Genomic DNA, 19,186 nt, shown 5'->3' on the forward strand with positions numbered 1-19,186 from the left:
CATTTAAATATTTTTACTTTGATCTGTTAATTGTGAAAATTTTAATTCTAACCCTTTTATTTCACTATCAAGTTGTTGAAGCTCTTTTTGTACTTCTGGCTGATTTTTATTAATTAGTTGTTGCTCAATATAATCAATTCTTCCATAAACAGGTGATAAACCAATCGCGTAATCGTTGAGATCTTCTGATAATGAAGCCATTTTATTGTTTCGGCTTTGGCTCATTGTTTGTTGTAAGTTTGCAATATTGGTTCTGGCTGTTTTAAAGCGTCGATATTGTGTCTCAAATCGCTCTCGAATATCTGCAATATACTGCTGATTTTGTTCTATTTGTGCATCATTAGGATACAGTTGCTTAACGGTATCCATCAAAGAAAGTGCTTGAGAGATATTTTCACCAGATAACGTATTAATTTCATCATTTGCTTGATGTAGATACAACGAAATAATAGTCGACTTATTAGAGCTAAATACAGAAGGAGAATATTGATGCTGCAATTGAGAAATTTGCTCTGAAGTCAGTATTTGAGCTTCTAGTTTCTCTGCCGTCAATTGCTTTACCAATGGGTTTGTTGTGGTTTCCAAATAATCTTTAGCAACAAAAACTGATAATCCCAATAACAGACCTAAGCAAAATACCCAATACGGTCGTATTCGAGGCTTGTTATTATGTGACGGTAATTCAAGCGGGATATCATCCAGCTTATCTATATGCTTTTCTTCAACTAACGCTATTGGCTTTATATTACCTTCAAGATAATCAATGTGTTCAAAAATCACATAACTAATAGCTTCTAAGTCAGGGACATGTTGAGGATGGACATCAAGAAACAATTCATAGATTTCTTTACAGCAACGCTCACAACGATAAAGGTCTTTTAATTGTGATTGATTAGGTTCTAATCGACGTAACTCACCACCTATTCTGGCAATCATCCAACGATAGAGATCTGCACATTTTATAAGATTGGCATCTTTATTATTATAAAGGTGTATCAGCGCAGCAAGTTGAAGTTCAAGCCCATTGGCGAGCCCACCGATCCCTCTCTCTTTTACTAATGCAGTCGTATAATAAAGTGTTGTCAGAAAGTTTAATCCGTCAGTACGAGCAAGATCCTCACACAACATCTTGATTTTATCCCAATCGATTTTTCCATAGGATGGATTATTAAGACGATTGATCTCATCTCTAATCAATTGATATCTTGTTGAATTTCTAAGTTTGCTTTCATCATCAACAAACGTAAACTGCCGACCTTGATAAAACCCCATCGTACTCAATGGTTACTACTCCCTGGAAAAATAGATCAAACTCTGTGGCAAAGCACATATATTCTTTCGTTACTGCCTACAATGAAATACACATGCAATTATCAAGCCAAGGTAAATATTTTTAATTCATTGATAATAAATGATTATTTTTACATAAATATTTACTGGGCAACTTATTGCTCACCACGAGCAATAAGTTGCCCAGTAAGCAATAGTTTGCCCGACAGAAGCAATAACTTGCCCACCCGTCTATTTCAATTCAAATAAAATAAAAATAACCACTAACAAACAACAAGTTACGATTACCGTTAATGTTGGCACACATCCTGCTATATGTACGCGCACATCCTAAACTTTTTAATATTAAGGACATTACAATGCCAACTCCATGTTATATCTCTATCCAAGGTAAAACTCAGGGCAACATCACTGCGGGTTCATTTACTGCCGATTCTGTCGGTAACATTTATGTTGAAGGTCATGAAGACCAGATGCTCGTGCAAGAGTTTAAGCATGTAGTGACCGTGCCAACTGACCCACAGTCAGGTCAACCTGCTGGCCAACGTGTCCATAAGCCTTTTAAATTTACTGTAGCATTAAACAAATCGGTTCCATTGATGTACAACTCATTGGCTTCTGGTGAAATGTTGCCAACGGTTGAACTTAAGTGGTATCGCACTTCTGTTGAAGGTAAGCAAGAGCATTACTTTACGACGACGTTAACCGATGCAACGATTGTGAATATCGACAATCAAATGCCACATTGCCAAGATTCAACCAAAGCTGATTTCACTCAACTTATTGAAATCTCAATGGCTTACCGCAAAATTAATTGGGATCACACGGTTTCTGGCACATCTGGTGCTGATGACTGGCGCGCACCGTTAGAAGCGTAAGTATCACATAACTATTGCCCGCATTGTTATCCGGTGCGGGCTTTTAGCGTTTATGTCTTTGCTAAGGCATTTTTTGATCGCTTTAGCACAGGCTTAATTGAGGCAATATCATGGCACAACAAACAGGATTACAATTTACCTTTACCGTTGAAGGGCTTGACGCGTCAACATTTGCTGTGACTGAATTTAAAGGTAACGATACCTTATCTTTGCCTTTTTCTTTTACAATCGATTTAGCCAGCCGCAACTCAAGTTTAACGCCACTTGAAACTATTGATCGCAATGCAAAACTGACGGTTTGGCAGCACGGTGAATTACAGCAGCAATGGCATGGTATTGTGCGTCAATTTACTCAGGGCGATACGGGTCACAGCCATACAATCTATAAAGTTGAATTTGTCCCGCCCTTGGCACGGTTAGCCTTGCGTCAAAATAGCCGTATCTTTCAAACACAAACGGTGCCTGAGATTATCTCTATCTTGCTGCAAGAAATGGAGATTAATGATTATAGTTTTGCAATCAGCCGTCAATTAGTACAGCGTGAATATTGCGTGCAATACCGTGAAAGTGATTTAGCCTTTATCGATAGAATTGCCGCAGAAGAAGGGATTTTTTATTACTTCAATCACGACAATAAGAAAAACACCCTTATTTTTAGTGATGATACTCAACATGCTGTCAGCCTCGCTGAGCCTCTGGTGTACAACAGCCGCAATGGTGGTAGCAGTAACATACCGTTTATTCGAACCTTTGCGCGTAATACTCAAATTTGTTCATCATCAGCCCAGCTAAAAGATTACAGCTTTAAAAAACCGGCTTATAGTTTCTTGCAAACCTCAGCAGCTAAAGAAGCGGCTTATCAACAAGCCACGTATGAGCACTATGATTACCCAGGCCGCTATAAAGACGATGCAAGTGGCAAACCTTTTGTGCAGTTTCGAATTGAATCACTTCGACGCGATGCCCAAACCGCGAATGCCAAAAGTAATGTGCCCACTATTCTTCCCGGCGTGAAATTTACGCTACAAGAGCATGATGATGACACCTGTAATCGTGACTGGTTAATCATCGCTGTCACCCATGTTGGCACTCAGCCCCAAGCATTGGAAGAAGCCGGCGGCGAAGGCGCAACAACCTATAATAATGAGTTTGTTGTCATTGCCACTCATCGTCCTTGGCGTCCGCCGTTTAATGCCAAACCCACCGTTGATGGCCCACAAATCGCGATGGTTGTTGGGCCTGAGGGTGAAGAAATTTATTGTGATGCATTTGGGCGAGTCAAACTTCAATTTCCTTGGGATCGTTACAGTAACAGTAATGATAACGCCAGCTGTTGGGTTCGCGTTTCACAAGGTTGGGCGGGTAGCCAATATGGTATGGTTGCCCTGCCTCGTGTAGGTCATGAAGTGATTGTCAGTTTTTTAGAAGGCGATCCTGATCAACCGATCATCACAGGCCGTACTTATCACGCCACTAATCAGCCCCCTTATGAATTACCTGCCCATAAGACCCGCACTGTTTTACGCACTGAAACCCACCAAGGTGATGGTTATAACGAACTGCGTTTTGAAGACCAAGCAGGCAAAGAAGAAATCTACGTTCGAGCTCAAAAAGATGTCAATGTCTTAGTTGAAAACGACCGTACCGATAACATTAAACATGATTTACACCTTGATGTAGAAAATGAGCGTTTTAGCCATATCAAAATGAATGATCATGTAACAGTTGATGGTGAAAGTCGCCACCATGTTAAAGGCGATCAAACATTGATGATCGACGGCACATTACATCTTAAACAGGGTAAAGCGATATTGAATGATGCGGGTAATGAGATTCATATTAAAGCAGGTAATAAAGTTGTGATTGAAGCTGGTGCTGAAATTACATTAAAAGCAGGCGGTAGCTTTATCAAAATAGACGCGTCGGGTGTGTCATTGGTCGGGGCGGCAGTGAATTTAAACTCAGGAGGGAGTGCGGGCAGTGGTTCAGGCTATGCGGGTGTTTCACCGTTATTACCCGGCGCGGTTGAAGCTGCCGTGGCATTAGCTGCAATAACACTCATAAATTGGCCGCAGCAACTTGAGGCCATGAAAGGAAAAGTACCCGTTTGTGAAGTGTGTATGGAGAATGCACAATGAGTTTTAGCCTTCAACTCCCTAAGCCGATCCCCGACTTTGACATTCTTAGTCATGAAGCGTGTTTTCTTATTCTTGATGGTAGCCAAATTGAAAAACTTGAGTTGTTATTACTGCAACAAGATTTGCAACCTCAAGCTATTTGCCCGTTACGCTTTTTACCACTAAGAGAAGTATCACCATTCATCATTAAGCTAACACCAACCGCGATGTCTTGGTTTACTCAATATAATCAGGCAAATGTGGGATATATCATTAGTAGTGATGCCAATATCGACCAGCTTGCCACCATACTATCGGACTTCTTTGAAGTTCTTTCGCCATATGGCTCTAAGGTTTTTTTAAAAGTCGGCCAACCAGAGGTGATGAATGTGATCTTAAACGATCAAGAATGTTATCTCTGGGCTGCTATATCCAAAGTTTGGTTGCCAACCCGTGAGGGATGGATTTCTCTTTGTCATGACGAGAAAATAGCCCTTAAAAAGAAACGTGAGATCTACCCTTTATCAGATCAACAGTGGAAACAATTAGGTGATATCACTCGCCGTAATACCGTCGAAAAAGTACATCAACATTTGAGTACTTACTTTCCTGAGGCGCTTCAACAACACAATTATCCTTTACTTTGGATAACGGAATGGGTGCAAAATGCCCATGACATGCAGTTTGAAACAGATACTGATGTCCTTCATTTTTTTAATATTCTCGCATTACTCGGAGAGAATGTGTTGAAGACTGATCGCTACCCTCACATCAAGCAATTATTAGAAACGCCATCAGCGCAAACTCCGTCAATGCGAGTAGCAAAAGCTGATGAACTCGCCCATAAGGAGGTTTCTCATGTCAAGTGATGCTTATAATGCCGCAGAAATTGGTGGGTCAGCTAGCCCTAGTTCACCTGCGGGAGCTTGTCCGCTACAAGCTAAAGACGTCGGTATTATTCCGGTTCGGTATGCTATTGATGGTTCAATGGGAGAAAAACCTTCTTATTCATTACCTGACGGAACTCATTGGAAGCCGACCTTTAAACTTCATCAACACTATATGCTTCGTCAGCTTCGTGACGGTTGGCTGTATGTGTTTAGTAAAAAACTGAAAGTACTTCATACTTATAAAATTGAAGGTGAAATTTTTAAGGCTCAACATGAAGGCGGTACTTGTGCATCATGTTTAACCTATGATTCCGATGATACAATTTGGCTTAGCTACGCGCATCAAGCTTGGACTCCACGTATTGTTACGCTATTCAGTAATGAGGATGAATACCGTAATAAATGGATGCGGCCGTTAAACATCTCGGCATTTAAACGGAGAATGAATGGGCCTCATGCTGGAATGGCGAAAAATCTTGAGTCTTCAGTGGCTGATATTGGCTCTGTTAGTCAAGATATCATTAATGGTTTTTCAATCACCTCGACACCATTAGAGGCAGACACGTCTACGTCAGAGGGTGAGTTTAGTCGAACTAAAACAGCGATTGCAGCCCCGACTTATCAAGCAGCCCTTCCAAATGCTAATGTTGATGAGGGTTTATTCATTGCGCTAGAAGATCCATTGGCTGATATTACCGACATTGCGTTGAAATTAGGCACATTCCATGCGCAGAAAGAACTCATCTTTGGTAGTGATAAAGATAAACACAAACTGCTGATGTCAGAGTTTACCCGTTCTATTGCACGTGTACCTTATGATCCCAAAACTGCGCCAATGGCATTGAGAAGTAAACTAAAAGATAATCCATTAGAGACATTAAAGTTTGAGGCAGCTTTAAATGAGTACTTACGCTATCAATTCCCACTGAGTCAAATGCAATATGGGAGTGAAGCTTATGCTGCTGATGCCTTATCTTCTGAGACGGTACGTAGCGCTACACGAAATACACTCGAAAATACTTATGGTTACACTCCAACAGATAAAGATATTGAACACTTCAAAAGTCGAGAAAAAAATATTGGTGAAATCAACTGGGAGCTAATGTCTAAGTTCCTCACCAATAAGTATAACGACCTAGATAAACTAAAAGGTGAAGCAGCACCGTTAATTGAAGATCTCGACAATGCATTAATATCATTGGGAGAAGATGCATTACGCGTCGGTATTGATATTGAAAGTGAACAGGGACAAAGCTTCCTTAATCAATTGTTCTCACAATTATTTCCTTTAATGACTGCTGTATCAAAGGATTGGAAAGCCGCCCAAAAACAGTCACTACTGGCACTGGCGCCTTATTATTACAGCCCTGAATTTCAATCTGTGATCCATACGCAAATATCGAATGATGCGGTATCATTTTCAAGTTCAAGTGATATTACCAATATGGCCTCTCGTGTTGGTGAAAGCTACGGATTGCTTGTTGATGGACGTATTCCTGACACCGATGATGCGATAAAGGCAACACTCGTTGCTGCAATAAGCGCATTTTCAAAGGCAAGCCGTTCAGCTTGGGAAGGACTGATGGATAGTCTGTTTCCATACCATTTTTCAAGTAAAAATGGGGTGGATTCTGGACTACAGCTTATTGTCGCTCGAAGTTTAGTGAGCAAAGAGAATAAAATTCAAATTTCTTCAGATTATAGTACGCAATTGGCGAAGTTTAATAAGACGTTAACCCCCTTTCTTCAACAAGCAGAGCGTCAATCTGGTCAGTTACATTCCCAGAATACAACCGCAATGCGTAATGCACTGGCGAAGACAAAACAACAAATCGCAAATCATATCGCACAAGAAATGCCACTATTGATCACGTTTGAAACAGAGGCCATGAATACTGCGGTGCGTGAGAAACTGACTGCGTCAATTGTAGGGCTTCGTTCTCGTATTGGCCAATCAATGGAAAGTATTAACGGTGCAGGCACTGTTATTGGTGGATTTGCAGCAATTTGCAACCTTTGGAATTTATCGGTTGTGTCTAAGCAAGTGGTCTCTAAACTCAATAATGCGAGTTCTACCCAAGAGCAAACGGATGTGTATGTCGAATTGGCATCAACGATATCGTGGACTCTCTCTGCATTTGCGGGAGTGGGGCGTGATGCGCAAGTGATACCAAACGAATTTATTAACAAGTCCGTTCAAAAAGCACTCATTGACTCTAGCTACATTGAACAACAAGTGGTGATAAAACGCTTTGCGGCCGCGGCGAAAGTAACCGCTATCTTTGGTTTGTTTGCGGCCAGTACAGAGATGTACTTAACAGGTCGACAATGGAGCCAGTCAGATGATGCTTTTGAGAAAACATTATTAGTTGGTAAGTTTTTAGCGTTATCAGCTCAAGGTGTTGTATCCGGAGCTCAATTAATAAATTTTGCTCGTAGTGCGGCACTAAGCGAAATTGTGGCTGCTTGGATGGTCAGTGCCTTATTTTATGCGGGTATCGCCTACCTAATCTTCTCGGGTTTGTATAATTATTTTCATCGCGATGAAATGCAAAAGTGGTTAAAAGGTTCAACTTGGGGTAAGTCACCTAAAACACAAACACCAGAACAAGAGTTAATGGGGCTAGAAAATATCATCTGGAAGCCTAAGATCGAATTGACTAAGGACAGTGTCGATATATATTTGCCCTCTTATCTCTTCGATGATGAAAAGCAACATTTAGATTTACAAGTGGTGGTAAATAAAAAGAAGAGTACTGCTTATGCTGACATTGCAATAGAAATGAAAAAACCATCGAAAGTGATGGTTGATGTTACTCAAGCAAAAAGAATGAAAACAGCAACGAATGTTACGTATATTTCTGTTCCTGTTAAATATGTTCAGGGAGATACTGTTGTTATTGCTATAAACTACGACAGAGCATGGACACATAATTGCCAAAGTTACGTAGGGCATATAAGTAAACCAGGAATGTTTGATTTAGAAAAAACCAAAGACGTAATAAGCAACTCTAACGGCGCCGTCGGTATTAAACTGTCTATAGCAGGATTAAAGTAATGGAAACACTCGATAAAGAACAGCAGCTTGAACGCCTCTATGCCACAACTCCTGTTTATGAGTGGGAACTGATAATCAACCCTGATCATGGGCGAACTAAAGTGACATATGGTCTTTTTTTAGTTTTAGTACTTATAGGAGGGGCTACTTTATTTTTTTCTCCTGATAGCTCTGGGGTAATGGTTGCAGTGTCATTAATCTTTGTTGGTTCTTTTATGTGCCCTTGGTATCGCTATTTGATTAATGCTGACAAACGCCACTATTACGTGATAAATCAATACGGGATGTACTCAACAAGTGAGCAGATAATTCCTGAGATTGCTTACACCATTGTAAGGCGCTCGGCATGGGTTGGCTGCGCTATTTGTGTGTTTGCGGCAATATTCATTGGACCGATAGCATTTGTGGGGGCTGGCGGCGCAGCATTGATGTCATTTACGATGACAAACTTTCGTTCTGTACCCCATAAAAGTCAGTGTTTGTTTGATGGTTACGCCAAATTAAGAAACTATCGTGAAAATGAATACTCATTATATACTGAGTATTACCATTATGGATTTGATTTAATGATTCCAGAAAGTAAATTAATGTCAATTATTGGAGTTATCAAGCAATATAACGACACCTTTGAAGAAGAGTTCGTTGATTTATATAAAGATTCTAAATTTCAAGCTTTCCCTGTTATTCTGGAGATAGTGCGTTAAAAGAGTTCATACAAAGATCAATAACCGCTTGTTATTTATGAGCGGTTTTTATTGGGTTCTGTCGCTCGATAGAGAAAGAAAGTGACGATGTAAGCATTTCGAGAAGGTCATGGATTTCATCAGCCACCAATACCCTTCTGTATAATTATTTTCATCGCGATGAAATGCAAAAGTGGTTAAAAGGTTCAACTTGGGGTAAATCACCAAAAATACAAACACCAGAACAAGAGTTAATGGGGCTCGAAAATATCATCTGGAAGCCCAAGATCGAATTGACTAAAAACAGTGTCGATATATATTTGCCCTCTTATCTCTTCGATGATGAGAAGCAACATTACGATTTAAAAATCGTTGTACAGAAAAAGTCTAAAAATATAAATTTGAGTTATGCGCCTCCTCACGTCATCCAAGAAGAAATGAATAAACCGCGGAAAGTGATGATTGATGTCACTCAAGCTAAACGCAAGAAAACGGCAAACGGTGTCTCTTATATTGCAGTTCCTGTGACCCATGATGAAGGTGATACTGTTGTTACTGCTATAAATTATGACAGAGCATGGACACATAATTGCCAAAGTTACGCAGGGCGTTTAAACAAAACGGGAACGTTTGATTTAGACAAAACCAAAGACGTAATTATTGCTCCTAACGGCGTAGCCGGTATCAAACTTCCAACAACAGGAGAAACCAATGAAAACACTCGGTAAAGAGCAACAGTTTGAACGCCTCTATGCAACTCCTCCTGTCTATGAATGGGAGTTAATAGTTAATCCTGATCATGGTCGTACAAAAATAGCATACGCAAGTTTTGGCATTTGTATAATTTTAGCAGTTGTATCATTTTTTTGGTTTCAAGGTAATACAGGTTTAATCGCCGCAGGAATGTTAATTTTTTTAGGTAGCTGTGGAGCTCCTTGGGGCCGATTTTTAATACATGCAGACAAGCGCCACTATTATGCGATAAATCAGTACGGGATGTACTCAACAAGTGAGCAGATAATTCCTGAGATTGCTTACACCATTGTAAGACGCTCGGCATGGGTTGGCTGCGCTATTTGTGTGTTTGCGGCAATATTCATTGGACCGATGGCATTTGTGGGGGCTGGCGGCGCAGCATTGATGTCATTTACGATGACAAACTTTCGTTCTATACCACATAAAAGTCAGTGTTTGTTTGATGGTTATGTGAATTTTGAATATTACAAAAGTTGTAAATCTTTTATTAATACGAAAGAAAAATTTTTTGCTTGTATTATCCCTGAAGAGAAAATCGCTGCCATTGAAAATACGTTATTACAATTTAATGAAACTTTTGAAAAAGAGTATATCGATGATTTTGAAGATGATCCTAAATTTCAAGCTTTCCCTGTTATTCTGGAAATAGTGCGTTAACTTACCTTTAAGAATAACAAAACCCGCGCCCTTTATTGGGGGCGGGGTTTGTTTTATTGCCCTGCTTATTTTGCGTGTATTCTAACTTAGGATAGTACGCCTATATTGAAATGGGGGGTGGTCAGGTGATGATTTAAATAGAGGGGGTTGGATAAAAGACGATAATCGGTTGTATTATTCATTACAAATCACGTTATCTTCTAAAGAAGATGAGGTGCGAGTATATTTTGTTGATTCTGAAAAGGATATATATACAAATAAGGTCATAGTTAATCAACAAGTATCATTGATAAAAAAAATAAAACAGCTGCTTTTGTATCGGAAAAATACACCTACATGCCATTATCAACATCATTATTAGGGGGCTAAATATGAGCCTTGAGAATTTAACACGTTTTAATGACGAAGAAATTAAGAAATTAAAAGAGGATATATGGAGTGCGCCTGTTGTTTATGAATGGGATGCTATTGAATGGGGAGTGACTGAATTTGGTGTGTTCATATTTGCTCTTATTGTTTCTTTAATTATGCCATTAGGTATAGCTTTTATTACTGATGAATATTCTATTGATTTGTTTCTATTCTGGGTTTTAATGTTTTTTATGGCTTATTTTATGTATCGTTTCTTATTTATTCCAAAAGAAAAAAATCATTATCAATTAACATCTGTTGGTATTCGTTATACTTCTAAAAAGGACATTCCTGATTTTGTTTATACAGCCGTTAGGTATATTGCTTGGGGTGGCGTTTTATTAAGTGTATTTGCAATAGCAATTATGGGGCCACTAGCTTTAGTTGGTGCAGGTGGTTTTGTTCTTTTGGGTTTGTTAATTATAAACCAAAGATTGAAAATCACGAATTTTTTTTCTTGGATGAATTAAATATAAAATATTGTAAAAAGGATAATGTCATCTGGATTTTTACTGATTGTGATGATTTATATCTTAGTAATACTGTTTATTTGAATGAAGACAGATATTCTTTTTTTAATGCACTATCTAAGCAAGTTATCATAAATAATTATGTAGTAGTCAAATCTACAAGAGAATTTTAATAGTCCCCCCAAACTAAGATATTTAAACTCTTTTTATATGGGCGATTACGCACTTTTACAGGTTCGCTAATCGCTCATTCCCTACGAGGACTAAAGCCTTTCAAATCATTATCGAAAAACCATCAAGTTATAAATCCAAGCCAATTATTGCCCAGCTTATTTTGCGTGTATTCTTACTTAGGATAGTGCGCCTGCACCGAGATAATCAGAATGGAAACACTTGATAAAGCACAGCAAATTGAACGTCTCTATGCCATCCCTCCTATCTACGAATGGGAATTGATTGTTAATTCTGATAGTAATCGCACTAAAGTAGCATATGGTTTTTTTTTGGGTTTAAACCTTATTGGTTGGATTACGCTGTTTTTCTTACAAGATAATACTGGTTTAATTGTTGCAGGAATGTTTACTTTTATGGCTGTAATTATGAGCCTTTGGTATCGCTATTTAGTAAGTGCCGATAAACGCCACTATTACGCGATAAATAAGTACGGGATGTACTCAACAAGTGAGCAGATAATTCCTGAGATTGCTTACACCATTGTAAGGCGCTCGGCATGGGTTGGCTGCGCTATTTGTGTGTTTGCGGCAATATTCATTGGACCGATAGCATTTGTGGGGGCTGGCGGCGCAGCATTGATGTCATTTACGATGACAAACTTTCGTTCTGTACCATATAAGAATCAGTGCTTGTTTGACGGCTACGCTAAATTACTAAATTTTAGAGAAGAAGATTATACTTTATGTTCGCATAACTCTATGGCTGGCTGTAAATTAATCATTCCTCAAGAGAAACTTGTGCCAATTATTGAAGTCATCAAGCAATATAACGACACCTTTGAAGAAGAGTTTATGGATATATATAAAGATGCTAAATTCCAAGCTCGGCCTATTATTCTGGAAATAGTGCGTTAACTTACCTTTAAGAATAACAAAACCCGCGCCCTTTATTGGGGGCGGGGTTTGTTTTATTGGCACAGATATGGAGAATGATCTTAAGGGAAAAGTGTTTCCATTTGAATTCAGGATTAGTCAGTTGCCAGATTAAACCCGCTATGATTGCCTCATTTTTAATAATACTTCGTTGTTTATTATTTGATGATAGCCTTTGTTACAACTTCTTATCTTTCATACAAATTGAAACATATTGCTGATATTTAAAAGAAACAAGAGCGAGTATATTTTATTTGAATTTCTTTTTTATATTTCCATTTTCACGGTTGTTGAGTATCTCAATCGTTTCAAGGACGGCAACAATGACAAGGTTTAAGTTAAAGATCACTCATGGCTTATCTCATCATCCTGATATTATAAAAGTGACGACGGATCCTCGCCAAGCTTTACGTTTTCTTGAACGTGAAGTGTCGCCTTATACGCGCGGTTTTACGAAAATTGTCACTACCGATAATAAGCAGTATGTAAAAAGTATTGCAGAAGATGATAGTAAAGCCTTTCGTTATGATTATGTACCTTATAATCAACTCGATATGATATGGCAAAAGCTGTGGGGATTTGTACTTAATAAATGTAAATAATGAAATGACCGTTGCTATATAACAACACCCTGTAAGTATGATCTTAGCCGGGTGTTGTTGATCTTAGTGTCACTGTATTCTCTTTTCGATGAGAATAATTACTTAGTCATGATCACTTCAGCTTGGCGCTCTTCTGGCTTATCCATGCCTGTTTGCCACAACCAGTAAGTAATATTGCCCGGACAATTTAAGCTCACCACTTTGTGATTACCGTGGCAATCAATTGCATGAATAGTGACGCCTTCAGTATAGCCATCTTTTAAATAATCGAGATCTTGAATAGCTTCATAGACGGCATCATCAAGTTTCATGCCCATTTTCATATACAGCACTACCGCATGCGCAGTTGCACAACGAATACTCATTTCCCCTGTGTGAGTACACGCACAAGCCCCGTAACGACTGTCGGCATAAGAGCCAGCACCAATAATTGGGCTATCACCTAATCGACCGGGGTATTTCCATGCCCAACCTGAGGTTGATGTGGCGGCGGTAATTTTGTTATTAATATCACTGCTTAAAAAGACGGTAGTGTCACGTACACGTTCAGGATCGGTGGCATTATTTGATAATGGCGCAAGAGGCACATTAGGAAATGCTGCTTGTTGCTCAGGCGTCATGGCTTGCTTTAGCTTTTCCCACCATACTTGCTTTGAATCTTCGATGAGGTTATCACCCGCAACAGCATTAATTTCATTGGCAAAAATAGCCGCACCTTCACCAACTAAAATTTCATGGTTGAGATCGGTCATCACCTTATAGGCGACTTCTATTGGATGGATGTAACCTTTTAACGCACCAACAGCGCCAGTGCGTAAACTGTCGCCATCCATTACCGATGCATCTAATTCCATTTCGCCTAATACGTTAGGCCAGCCGCCATACCCCACGGTACGCACACGCGGATCTAATTCCACCAGCTTAATGCCTTCAACTAAAGCCCGTAAGCCTTCTTCACCTGCTTGCAGGCGACGTGCTGATGCTTCAATGCCTGGGTAGGCTTCTGAGTTTGCTAATAAGATCATGTTCAACGTCCTTGTTATTGGTGCAACCGATCTTGCAAGATCAATTGTAGGCAAAGCTCGGTTAATAATAAAGTGCCGTAGCCCGTTGTGGCTTTAGGGTAAATTTTACGGTGATTCATACCGAGTGACATTGCGGCTGAATCAATATGGATCCATTTTTGATCAGGTTGAATAAAGTGTTCTAAAAAGGTAGCCGCAACACACGGGCTACCGTCAGGCTCTTCGCTACCGTGGCGCAGATCAGCAAAGTCACTTTCAAGTGCGGTGGTAAACATACCTCCGGTAGGCATTGGCCATAACGGTTCAGAGCATGCTTGACCCGCTGTTTGAGCACTCGCAATCAAGTTATTATCATTACCCATTAATGACGCATAGGCTTTACCAAGCGCAATGCCAGTACCGCCTGTTAAGGTTGCAATATCGACTAAATAATCAGGTTGGTAGTGCTGCTGAGCATAGTGCAATACATCCGCTAGCACCATTCGCCCTTCGGCATCGGTGGTGATGATTTCAACATTGGTTTTATTGAGCATCGTTACCACATCACCGGGTTTAATGGCTTTACCTGACGGCATGTTTTCAACCAAGCCACATAAGCCAATCACTCGAATCGGTAATTGCAGTTGTGCAATGGCATTAAGTGCACCAACAACCGCCGCTGCACCGCCCATATCGACTTTCATGGTACTCATATACCGCGGTTGTTTAATGCTGATACCACCGGAATCAAAGGTGACGCCTTTACCGACTAAAGCGACGGTAAACTTGGGATCTTGAGGATGATAGTCGAGGCATAACAAGCGTGCTTCGCGATCACTGCCTTGGGCGATACTCATTAAGCCGCCAAAGCCTTGTTTAAGCATCATTGCATCATTGAGATAAGATAACTCAATATTGTTAATCGCTAATGCTGCTACAGCTTCGACAAAGGATTGTGGATACAGAATATTTCCCGGTTTATTGGTTAACTCGCGTGCAATCAATTGGCTGTGAGCAAGAATTTTACCATTTTCAAAGGCTGTGTTATCACTAGCATCAGCATTCAATAAGGTGAAATCTGCCAGTGTTGGGGTTAATAATGGGCTGTTACTGTGGCGATAATGATAATTTGATAACGCTAAACCAAAAGAGAGCCATTTCAGCCATTGTTGACGTTCAAAACGAGCGGCAATATCGGCATCTATGCACAATTGAAGCGTGGTGGCTTGCGTAAATGTAGTCGCGATTAAATAGCCAACATCTTGAATATCAGCAACAGCAATAACGCGCTTACTGATCTCAGCATTAAAATCACTCACATCTTGGTTAACGGTTAATGTTGAATGTTCACCCAAGGTTAGATGAAGCGTTCGCGTTAATTGATCGCATTGATGCTCACGACTAAAAGTTAAAGTTAATGGGTTACTATTCATTATTTGATTCCACCATCAGCGATAGGGTGAGGCATTTCGGTTTGAGTATCGATAAGGGTAGCATCACTGCGCTGTTGCCAACGACGCATGCCTTTGTGAGAACGTAACTGAGGGTTGGCAATTTCATCGACGGCAAAGTTTAATAACGATAAACCGATAGCGATAAAAATCAGCGCCATACACGGTGCAAGTATTTCCCACCATGCGCCAATCAGCATCGACGATGAAGTTTGGACGTTATATAACATCACCCCCCAACTGATGGCATTTGGATCACCAAGACCAAGGAACGATAAGCTGGCTTCGGTCATGATCGCGAGCAATACACAACCAATAAAACTAGCACCAACAATGGACATTAAGTTCGGCAGAATTTCAACGGCAATAATGCGCCATGGTGATTCACCTAACACTTCTGCGGCACGAATAAACTCTTTTTCGCGTAAGGATAAAGTTTGAGATCGCACCACCCGCGCGCCCCATGCCCATGAAGTAATGGCGATCACAATCGCTATCGTAAATGGCCCAGCCTGACCAATAAATGCAGCAATAATAAATAGCAGCGGTAACTGTGGAATCACCAACATGATATTCATGGCGGCCGTTAAAATTTCATCAACTTTACCGCCAAAATATCCAGCTGAAACACCGATTAAGGTTGCCAAAAAACACACTAAAATACCTGCGCCTAAACCAACGGCCAGTGAAGTACGTGCGCCATAAATTAATTGTGACCACACATCACGCCCCATGCGGGTAGTCCCTAAAATATGATCAGCTTTTTTTGACATTAACAAGGTACGTTTATTGGTGGCTAAGTTGGTTGCGATCCAGCCATCAGGGTTATTTTGCGCCGCTTTTACTACAAAAGCAGGGTATTCATGAGGGTTTCCCGTACCTCTATCTGGTGCATGGTTAGTGATCATTGGCGCAAAAATAGCCGCCAACACAAACATGATTAAAATACAGAGTCCAGTTAATGATTTAGGGTTACGAATTAATAATTGAATAATGCCTTTCATGTTATCGATCTCCAGTACGTAGGCGGGGATCTAAGAAAACAATTAACAGATCAGCCATAAAGTTAAAGAACAACATAAACAAGGTCATTAATAATAGTTGCCCTTGTAATACTTGGTAGTCACGGGCGTGAATAGCGTTTAATAACACCGTCCCAAGACCGGGGTAGTTAAAGATCATTTCAACAATTAACTGACCACTGATTGCAGTACCTAAGGCCATTGATAATGCGGTCACGCTTGGCAGCATGGCATTACGAGCGGCATAGTTAAAAATAACGCGATGTTCACTTAATCCTTTGGCTTTTGCCATAGTGATAAAGTCTTCGTTTAATAGGTTGATCATGTTGTTACGCATGCTAATTAAAAAGCCACCAATTTGACTGACGGTGGCGCATAACAACGGCAGGGCAGCGTGATACATCACATCTTTATAAAACGCCCAACTTGACCAATCAGGCGTAGTGCCAGAGGTGTAAGCATTGCCAATCGGGAACCATTCTAAGCCAATGGCAAAGGTGAACATCACCAGCATCGCAATAACCACTGACGGGATAGATTGCACCACCAGCGTACTTGGTGAAATAAAGGTGTCGTAATAACTACCTCGACGCCACGCGGCAAAAATACCCATTACCGAGCCAATACAAAACGATAAAACAACCGCGGTTCCGGTTAGAAATAATGACCAGCCAATGGCACTACCAAGCAGATCATTAACCGATAATGGATAAAACTTAATGGAGGTTCCCCATTGTCCGGTAAATATATTGGCAAGATAAGAAAAGTATTGCTCATATAAAGGACCATCAACAAAGCCAAGCAGCTTTTTCATGGCTTCAATACGTTCAGGGCTAACATGAGAGGTGGCATTAGCAAACATCATCGTAACTGGATCACCAGGCATGGCGCGAGGCAATATAAAGTTTAATGTGGCTGCAAATAATAACGCGACAAAATAAAATGATAATCGACGAAAGAAAAAGCCCATCGTATTTATTCCTAATAAAGATATTCGATTTAATTAGCCTGAATATTAAAAACGCCCGTTAAGTAAATAACAGTGGTGTTATATATTCAGGCTGGCATCACAGCGAAATAAATACCGCCATCAAAAGATAACGGTATGGTTATTATTACGCTTTGGGTTTTAAATCTAATACGTGTAATAAACGCTCAGGTACTCCCGCCCATGCTAAAGGACGGCCTTTAGGATTTTCTGTGCTCCACCAACCGGTATAACGACTTTCATTAAATTGATAAACATCAACGCCAGACATGACTGGAATAGTGATTTGGTTTTCGGCAATAATTTTTTGAATCTTATGGGCGATAACCATTTGCTCATCCTGATTCGCGGTTTTGTAGAAATTATCCAGCAATTGGTCTAAATCGGCGTTTTTAAAGAAGTGCATAGCAAAACGTGGCATGCTCGTGCCTTCTTGATAACGAGAATGATAGGCGCTGTTCCAGTAACGGTAAGGGTCGGCACCATTAAAGTAATTGGTGTAAGCCATATCATAAGTACCATTGGTCATGGCTTGGTTATACACCGCAAAGTCAGAGGTTTTGGCTTTGACATCAATACCGGCTATTTGTAACTGCTCAACCCCAAGTTGAACGGTGTTATTGAAATCAGTCCAACCTGTTGGTGATTGAATCGCAATTTCTATTTTTTTACCGGTTGGAGTTTCTACATAACCGTCACCATCAATATCTTTAAAGCCCGCTTTTGCTAACAATGCTTTGGCGTTATCAATGTTGTAAGTGTTAAAGCCCTTGTATTGGTTGTAAATATCTTTATCAGCCCAGAATTCTAAGCCTTTACCTAAGCCTGATGCGTAGTCATTAACGATGCCGTTACCGTAAAAAGCGACATCAATGATTTTTTGACGATCAATTGCCATTGATAACGCGCGACGGAAATCAAGGTTATTAATTGCTTCATTGTTACCTGGGTGCGGTGTTTTGAAATTCATCATAAAAGATTGGGTACTTGCCGCCGGATACCAGTATTTATGATTAGGATTACGAGCTACATACAGGGCATCAACATCAGGAATAAAGGCGCTAGTCCAATCCAATTCTGATTTAATGATTTTGTTTAACAGTTGATCGTTATTGGCAATTTGCGGTACGCGTAAGCAATCGACTTCAAGGTTGTCGTTATCCCAATAATTAGGGTTACGACATTGCACATAAAGCTGTGGTGTAAAGGTATCGATTTTAGTAAATGGGCCAGAGCCTACTGGGTTTTCATTAGTAAATAATTCAGGTTTTTCAATATCTTTCCAAATGTGTTTTGGCACAATAGGAATCGAAGCAATTTCAAACGGCAGATTAGAATTGGCTTCAGTTAATTCAAAAATAACCTTGTTATCTTGCTGGTGGATGCTTTTTATCCAGCGATCCATGCTTTTCGGATCAAGCTCTGGTTTATCATGAATAAGTTGGAATGAATACACCACATCATCAGCGGTAAATGGCGTGCCATCTGACCATTTTACGCCGTCGCGAATTTCAAACGTCACTTGCTTCAGATCGTCAGACATATAGTAGTTTTTCGCTAGCCGCATCACGGGTTTATTGCCATGCATTTGGTTAAAAACAACTAAAGGCTCATAAATAAAATCGGTTGTGGTACGTAAATTGGTTGCTAGATAAGGATTAAAGTTACGGATCATAGTGGGATAAAAATCAGCCACAATCGTTAATTGATTTTTTTCTGCTGCAAACGTGGTTGGAGCGCACAATGTTGCTAATGTGATTAATGCTAAAGAGTGTGCTTTATTTATGATCATGAAAATTCCTT

16 protein-coding genes are annotated in these 19,186 nt (G+C 40.0%); 10 read left to right on the forward strand and 6 right to left on the reverse strand.

Translation table 11 applies throughout. The annotated features are described in order from the left end of the window. Positions 1 to 3 precede the first annotated feature (3 nt). Positions 4 to 1,272 (reverse strand): type VI secretion system ImpA family N-terminal domain-containing protein, encoded by a 1,269-nt coding sequence (locus C9J51_RS02200; protein ID WP_107274832.1) that lies wholly within the window; start codon positions 1,270 to 1,272, stop codon positions 4 to 6. 377 nt (positions 1,273 to 1,649) lie between these two features. On the opposite strand from C9J51_RS02200, the gene C9J51_RS02205 reads away from it, so the two are divergent. The 10 genes from C9J51_RS02205 (at position 1,650) to C9J51_RS02250 (ending at position 12,918) form a co-directional block, all read left to right on the forward strand. Next, the gene (locus C9J51_RS02205) at positions 1,650 to 2,168 is read left to right on the forward strand and encodes an Hcp family type VI secretion system effector (protein ID WP_045040991.1); all 519 of its coding nucleotides are present in this window, start codon (positions 1,650 to 1,652) and stop codon (positions 2,166 to 2,168) included. Positions 2,169 to 2,278: 110 nt separating this feature from the next. Beyond that, positions 2,279 to 4,306, forward strand: coding sequence for a type VI secretion system Vgr family protein (gene tssI / locus C9J51_RS02210; RefSeq protein WP_107274833.1), 2,028 nt, complete (start codon positions 2,279 to 2,281; stop codon positions 4,304 to 4,306). Beyond that, positions 4,303 to 5,154, forward strand: coding sequence for a DUF4123 domain-containing protein (locus C9J51_RS02215; protein ID WP_107274834.1), 852 nt, complete (start codon positions 4,303 to 4,305; stop codon positions 5,152 to 5,154). Before tssI ends, C9J51_RS02215 begins: the two co-directional genes overlap by 4 nt. Then, a complete protein-coding gene (locus C9J51_RS02220) occupies positions 5,144 to 8,233 on the forward strand; it encodes a toxin VasX (RefSeq protein ID WP_045040963.1) in 3,090 nt (1,029 codons plus the stop codon). Before C9J51_RS02215 ends, C9J51_RS02220 begins: the two co-directional genes overlap by 11 nt. Then, on the forward strand, positions 8,233 to 8,937 hold the full coding sequence (locus C9J51_RS02225) for a hypothetical protein (RefSeq protein WP_107274835.1): 705 nt from the start codon (positions 8,233 to 8,235) through the stop codon (positions 8,935 to 8,937). The genes C9J51_RS02220 and C9J51_RS02225 overlap by 1 nt, the downstream gene beginning before the upstream one ends. Positions 8,938 to 9,101: 164 nt before the next feature. Continuing rightward, positions 9,102 to 9,644 (forward strand): hypothetical protein, encoded by a 543-nt coding sequence (locus tag C9J51_RS02230; RefSeq protein WP_181314812.1) that lies wholly within the window; start codon positions 9,102 to 9,104, stop codon positions 9,642 to 9,644. Continuing rightward, entirely contained in the window at positions 9,628 to 10,329 is a 702-nt protein-coding gene (locus C9J51_RS02235; protein ID WP_107274836.1) for a hypothetical protein, read from the forward strand. The genes C9J51_RS02230 and C9J51_RS02235 overlap by 17 nt, the downstream gene beginning before the upstream one ends. Before the next feature lie 371 nt (positions 10,330 to 10,700). Beyond that, the gene (locus C9J51_RS02240) at positions 10,701 to 11,210 is read left to right on the forward strand and encodes a hypothetical protein (RefSeq protein WP_107274837.1); all 510 of its coding nucleotides are present in this window, start codon (positions 10,701 to 10,703) and stop codon (positions 11,208 to 11,210) included. Positions 11,211 to 11,593: 383 nt separating this feature from the next. After that, on the forward strand, positions 11,594 to 12,298 hold the full coding sequence (locus C9J51_RS02245) for a hypothetical protein (RefSeq protein WP_107274838.1): 705 nt from the start codon (positions 11,594 to 11,596) through the stop codon (positions 12,296 to 12,298). Positions 12,299 to 12,639: 341 nt separating this feature from the next. Further along, positions 12,640 to 12,918 (forward strand): hypothetical protein, encoded by a 279-nt coding sequence (locus C9J51_RS02250; protein ID WP_045038514.1) that lies wholly within the window; start codon positions 12,640 to 12,642, stop codon positions 12,916 to 12,918. A 98-nt stretch (positions 12,919 to 13,016) separates the two neighbouring features. Here the strand turns inward: C9J51_RS02250 and C9J51_RS02255 are convergent, their stop codons facing one another. The 5 genes from C9J51_RS02255 to C9J51_RS02275 form a co-directional block, all read right to left on the reverse strand. Continuing rightward, a complete protein-coding gene (locus C9J51_RS02255) occupies positions 13,017 to 13,943 on the reverse strand; it encodes a N(4)-(beta-N-acetylglucosaminyl)-L-asparaginase (protein WP_045040840.1) in 927 nt (308 codons plus the stop codon). A gap of 14 nt (positions 13,944 to 13,957) precedes the next feature. Continuing rightward, on the reverse strand, positions 13,958 to 15,355 hold the full coding sequence (locus C9J51_RS02260; protein WP_045040841.1) for a M17 family metallopeptidase: 1,398 nt from the start codon (positions 15,353 to 15,355) through the stop codon (positions 13,958 to 13,960). Further along, a complete protein-coding gene (locus tag C9J51_RS02265) occupies positions 15,355 to 16,377 on the reverse strand; it encodes an ABC transporter permease (protein WP_107274839.1) in 1,023 nt (340 codons plus the stop codon). The genes C9J51_RS02260 and C9J51_RS02265 overlap by 1 nt, the downstream gene beginning before the upstream one ends. Position 16,378: 1 nt before the next feature. After that, a complete protein-coding gene (locus C9J51_RS02270; protein WP_045038518.1) occupies positions 16,379 to 17,365 on the reverse strand; it encodes an ABC transporter permease in 987 nt (328 codons plus the stop codon). 145 nt (positions 17,366 to 17,510) lie between these two features. Further along, entirely contained in the window at positions 17,511 to 19,175 is a 1,665-nt protein-coding gene (locus tag C9J51_RS02275; protein ID WP_045040842.1) for an ABC transporter substrate-binding protein, read from the reverse strand. Positions 19,176 to 19,186: the final 11 nt, after the last annotated feature.

The sequence above is a fragment of the Photobacterium iliopiscarium genome (assembly GCF_003026395.1).
GTDB lineage: Bacteria > Pseudomonadota > Gammaproteobacteria > Enterobacterales > Vibrionaceae > Photobacterium > Photobacterium iliopiscarium.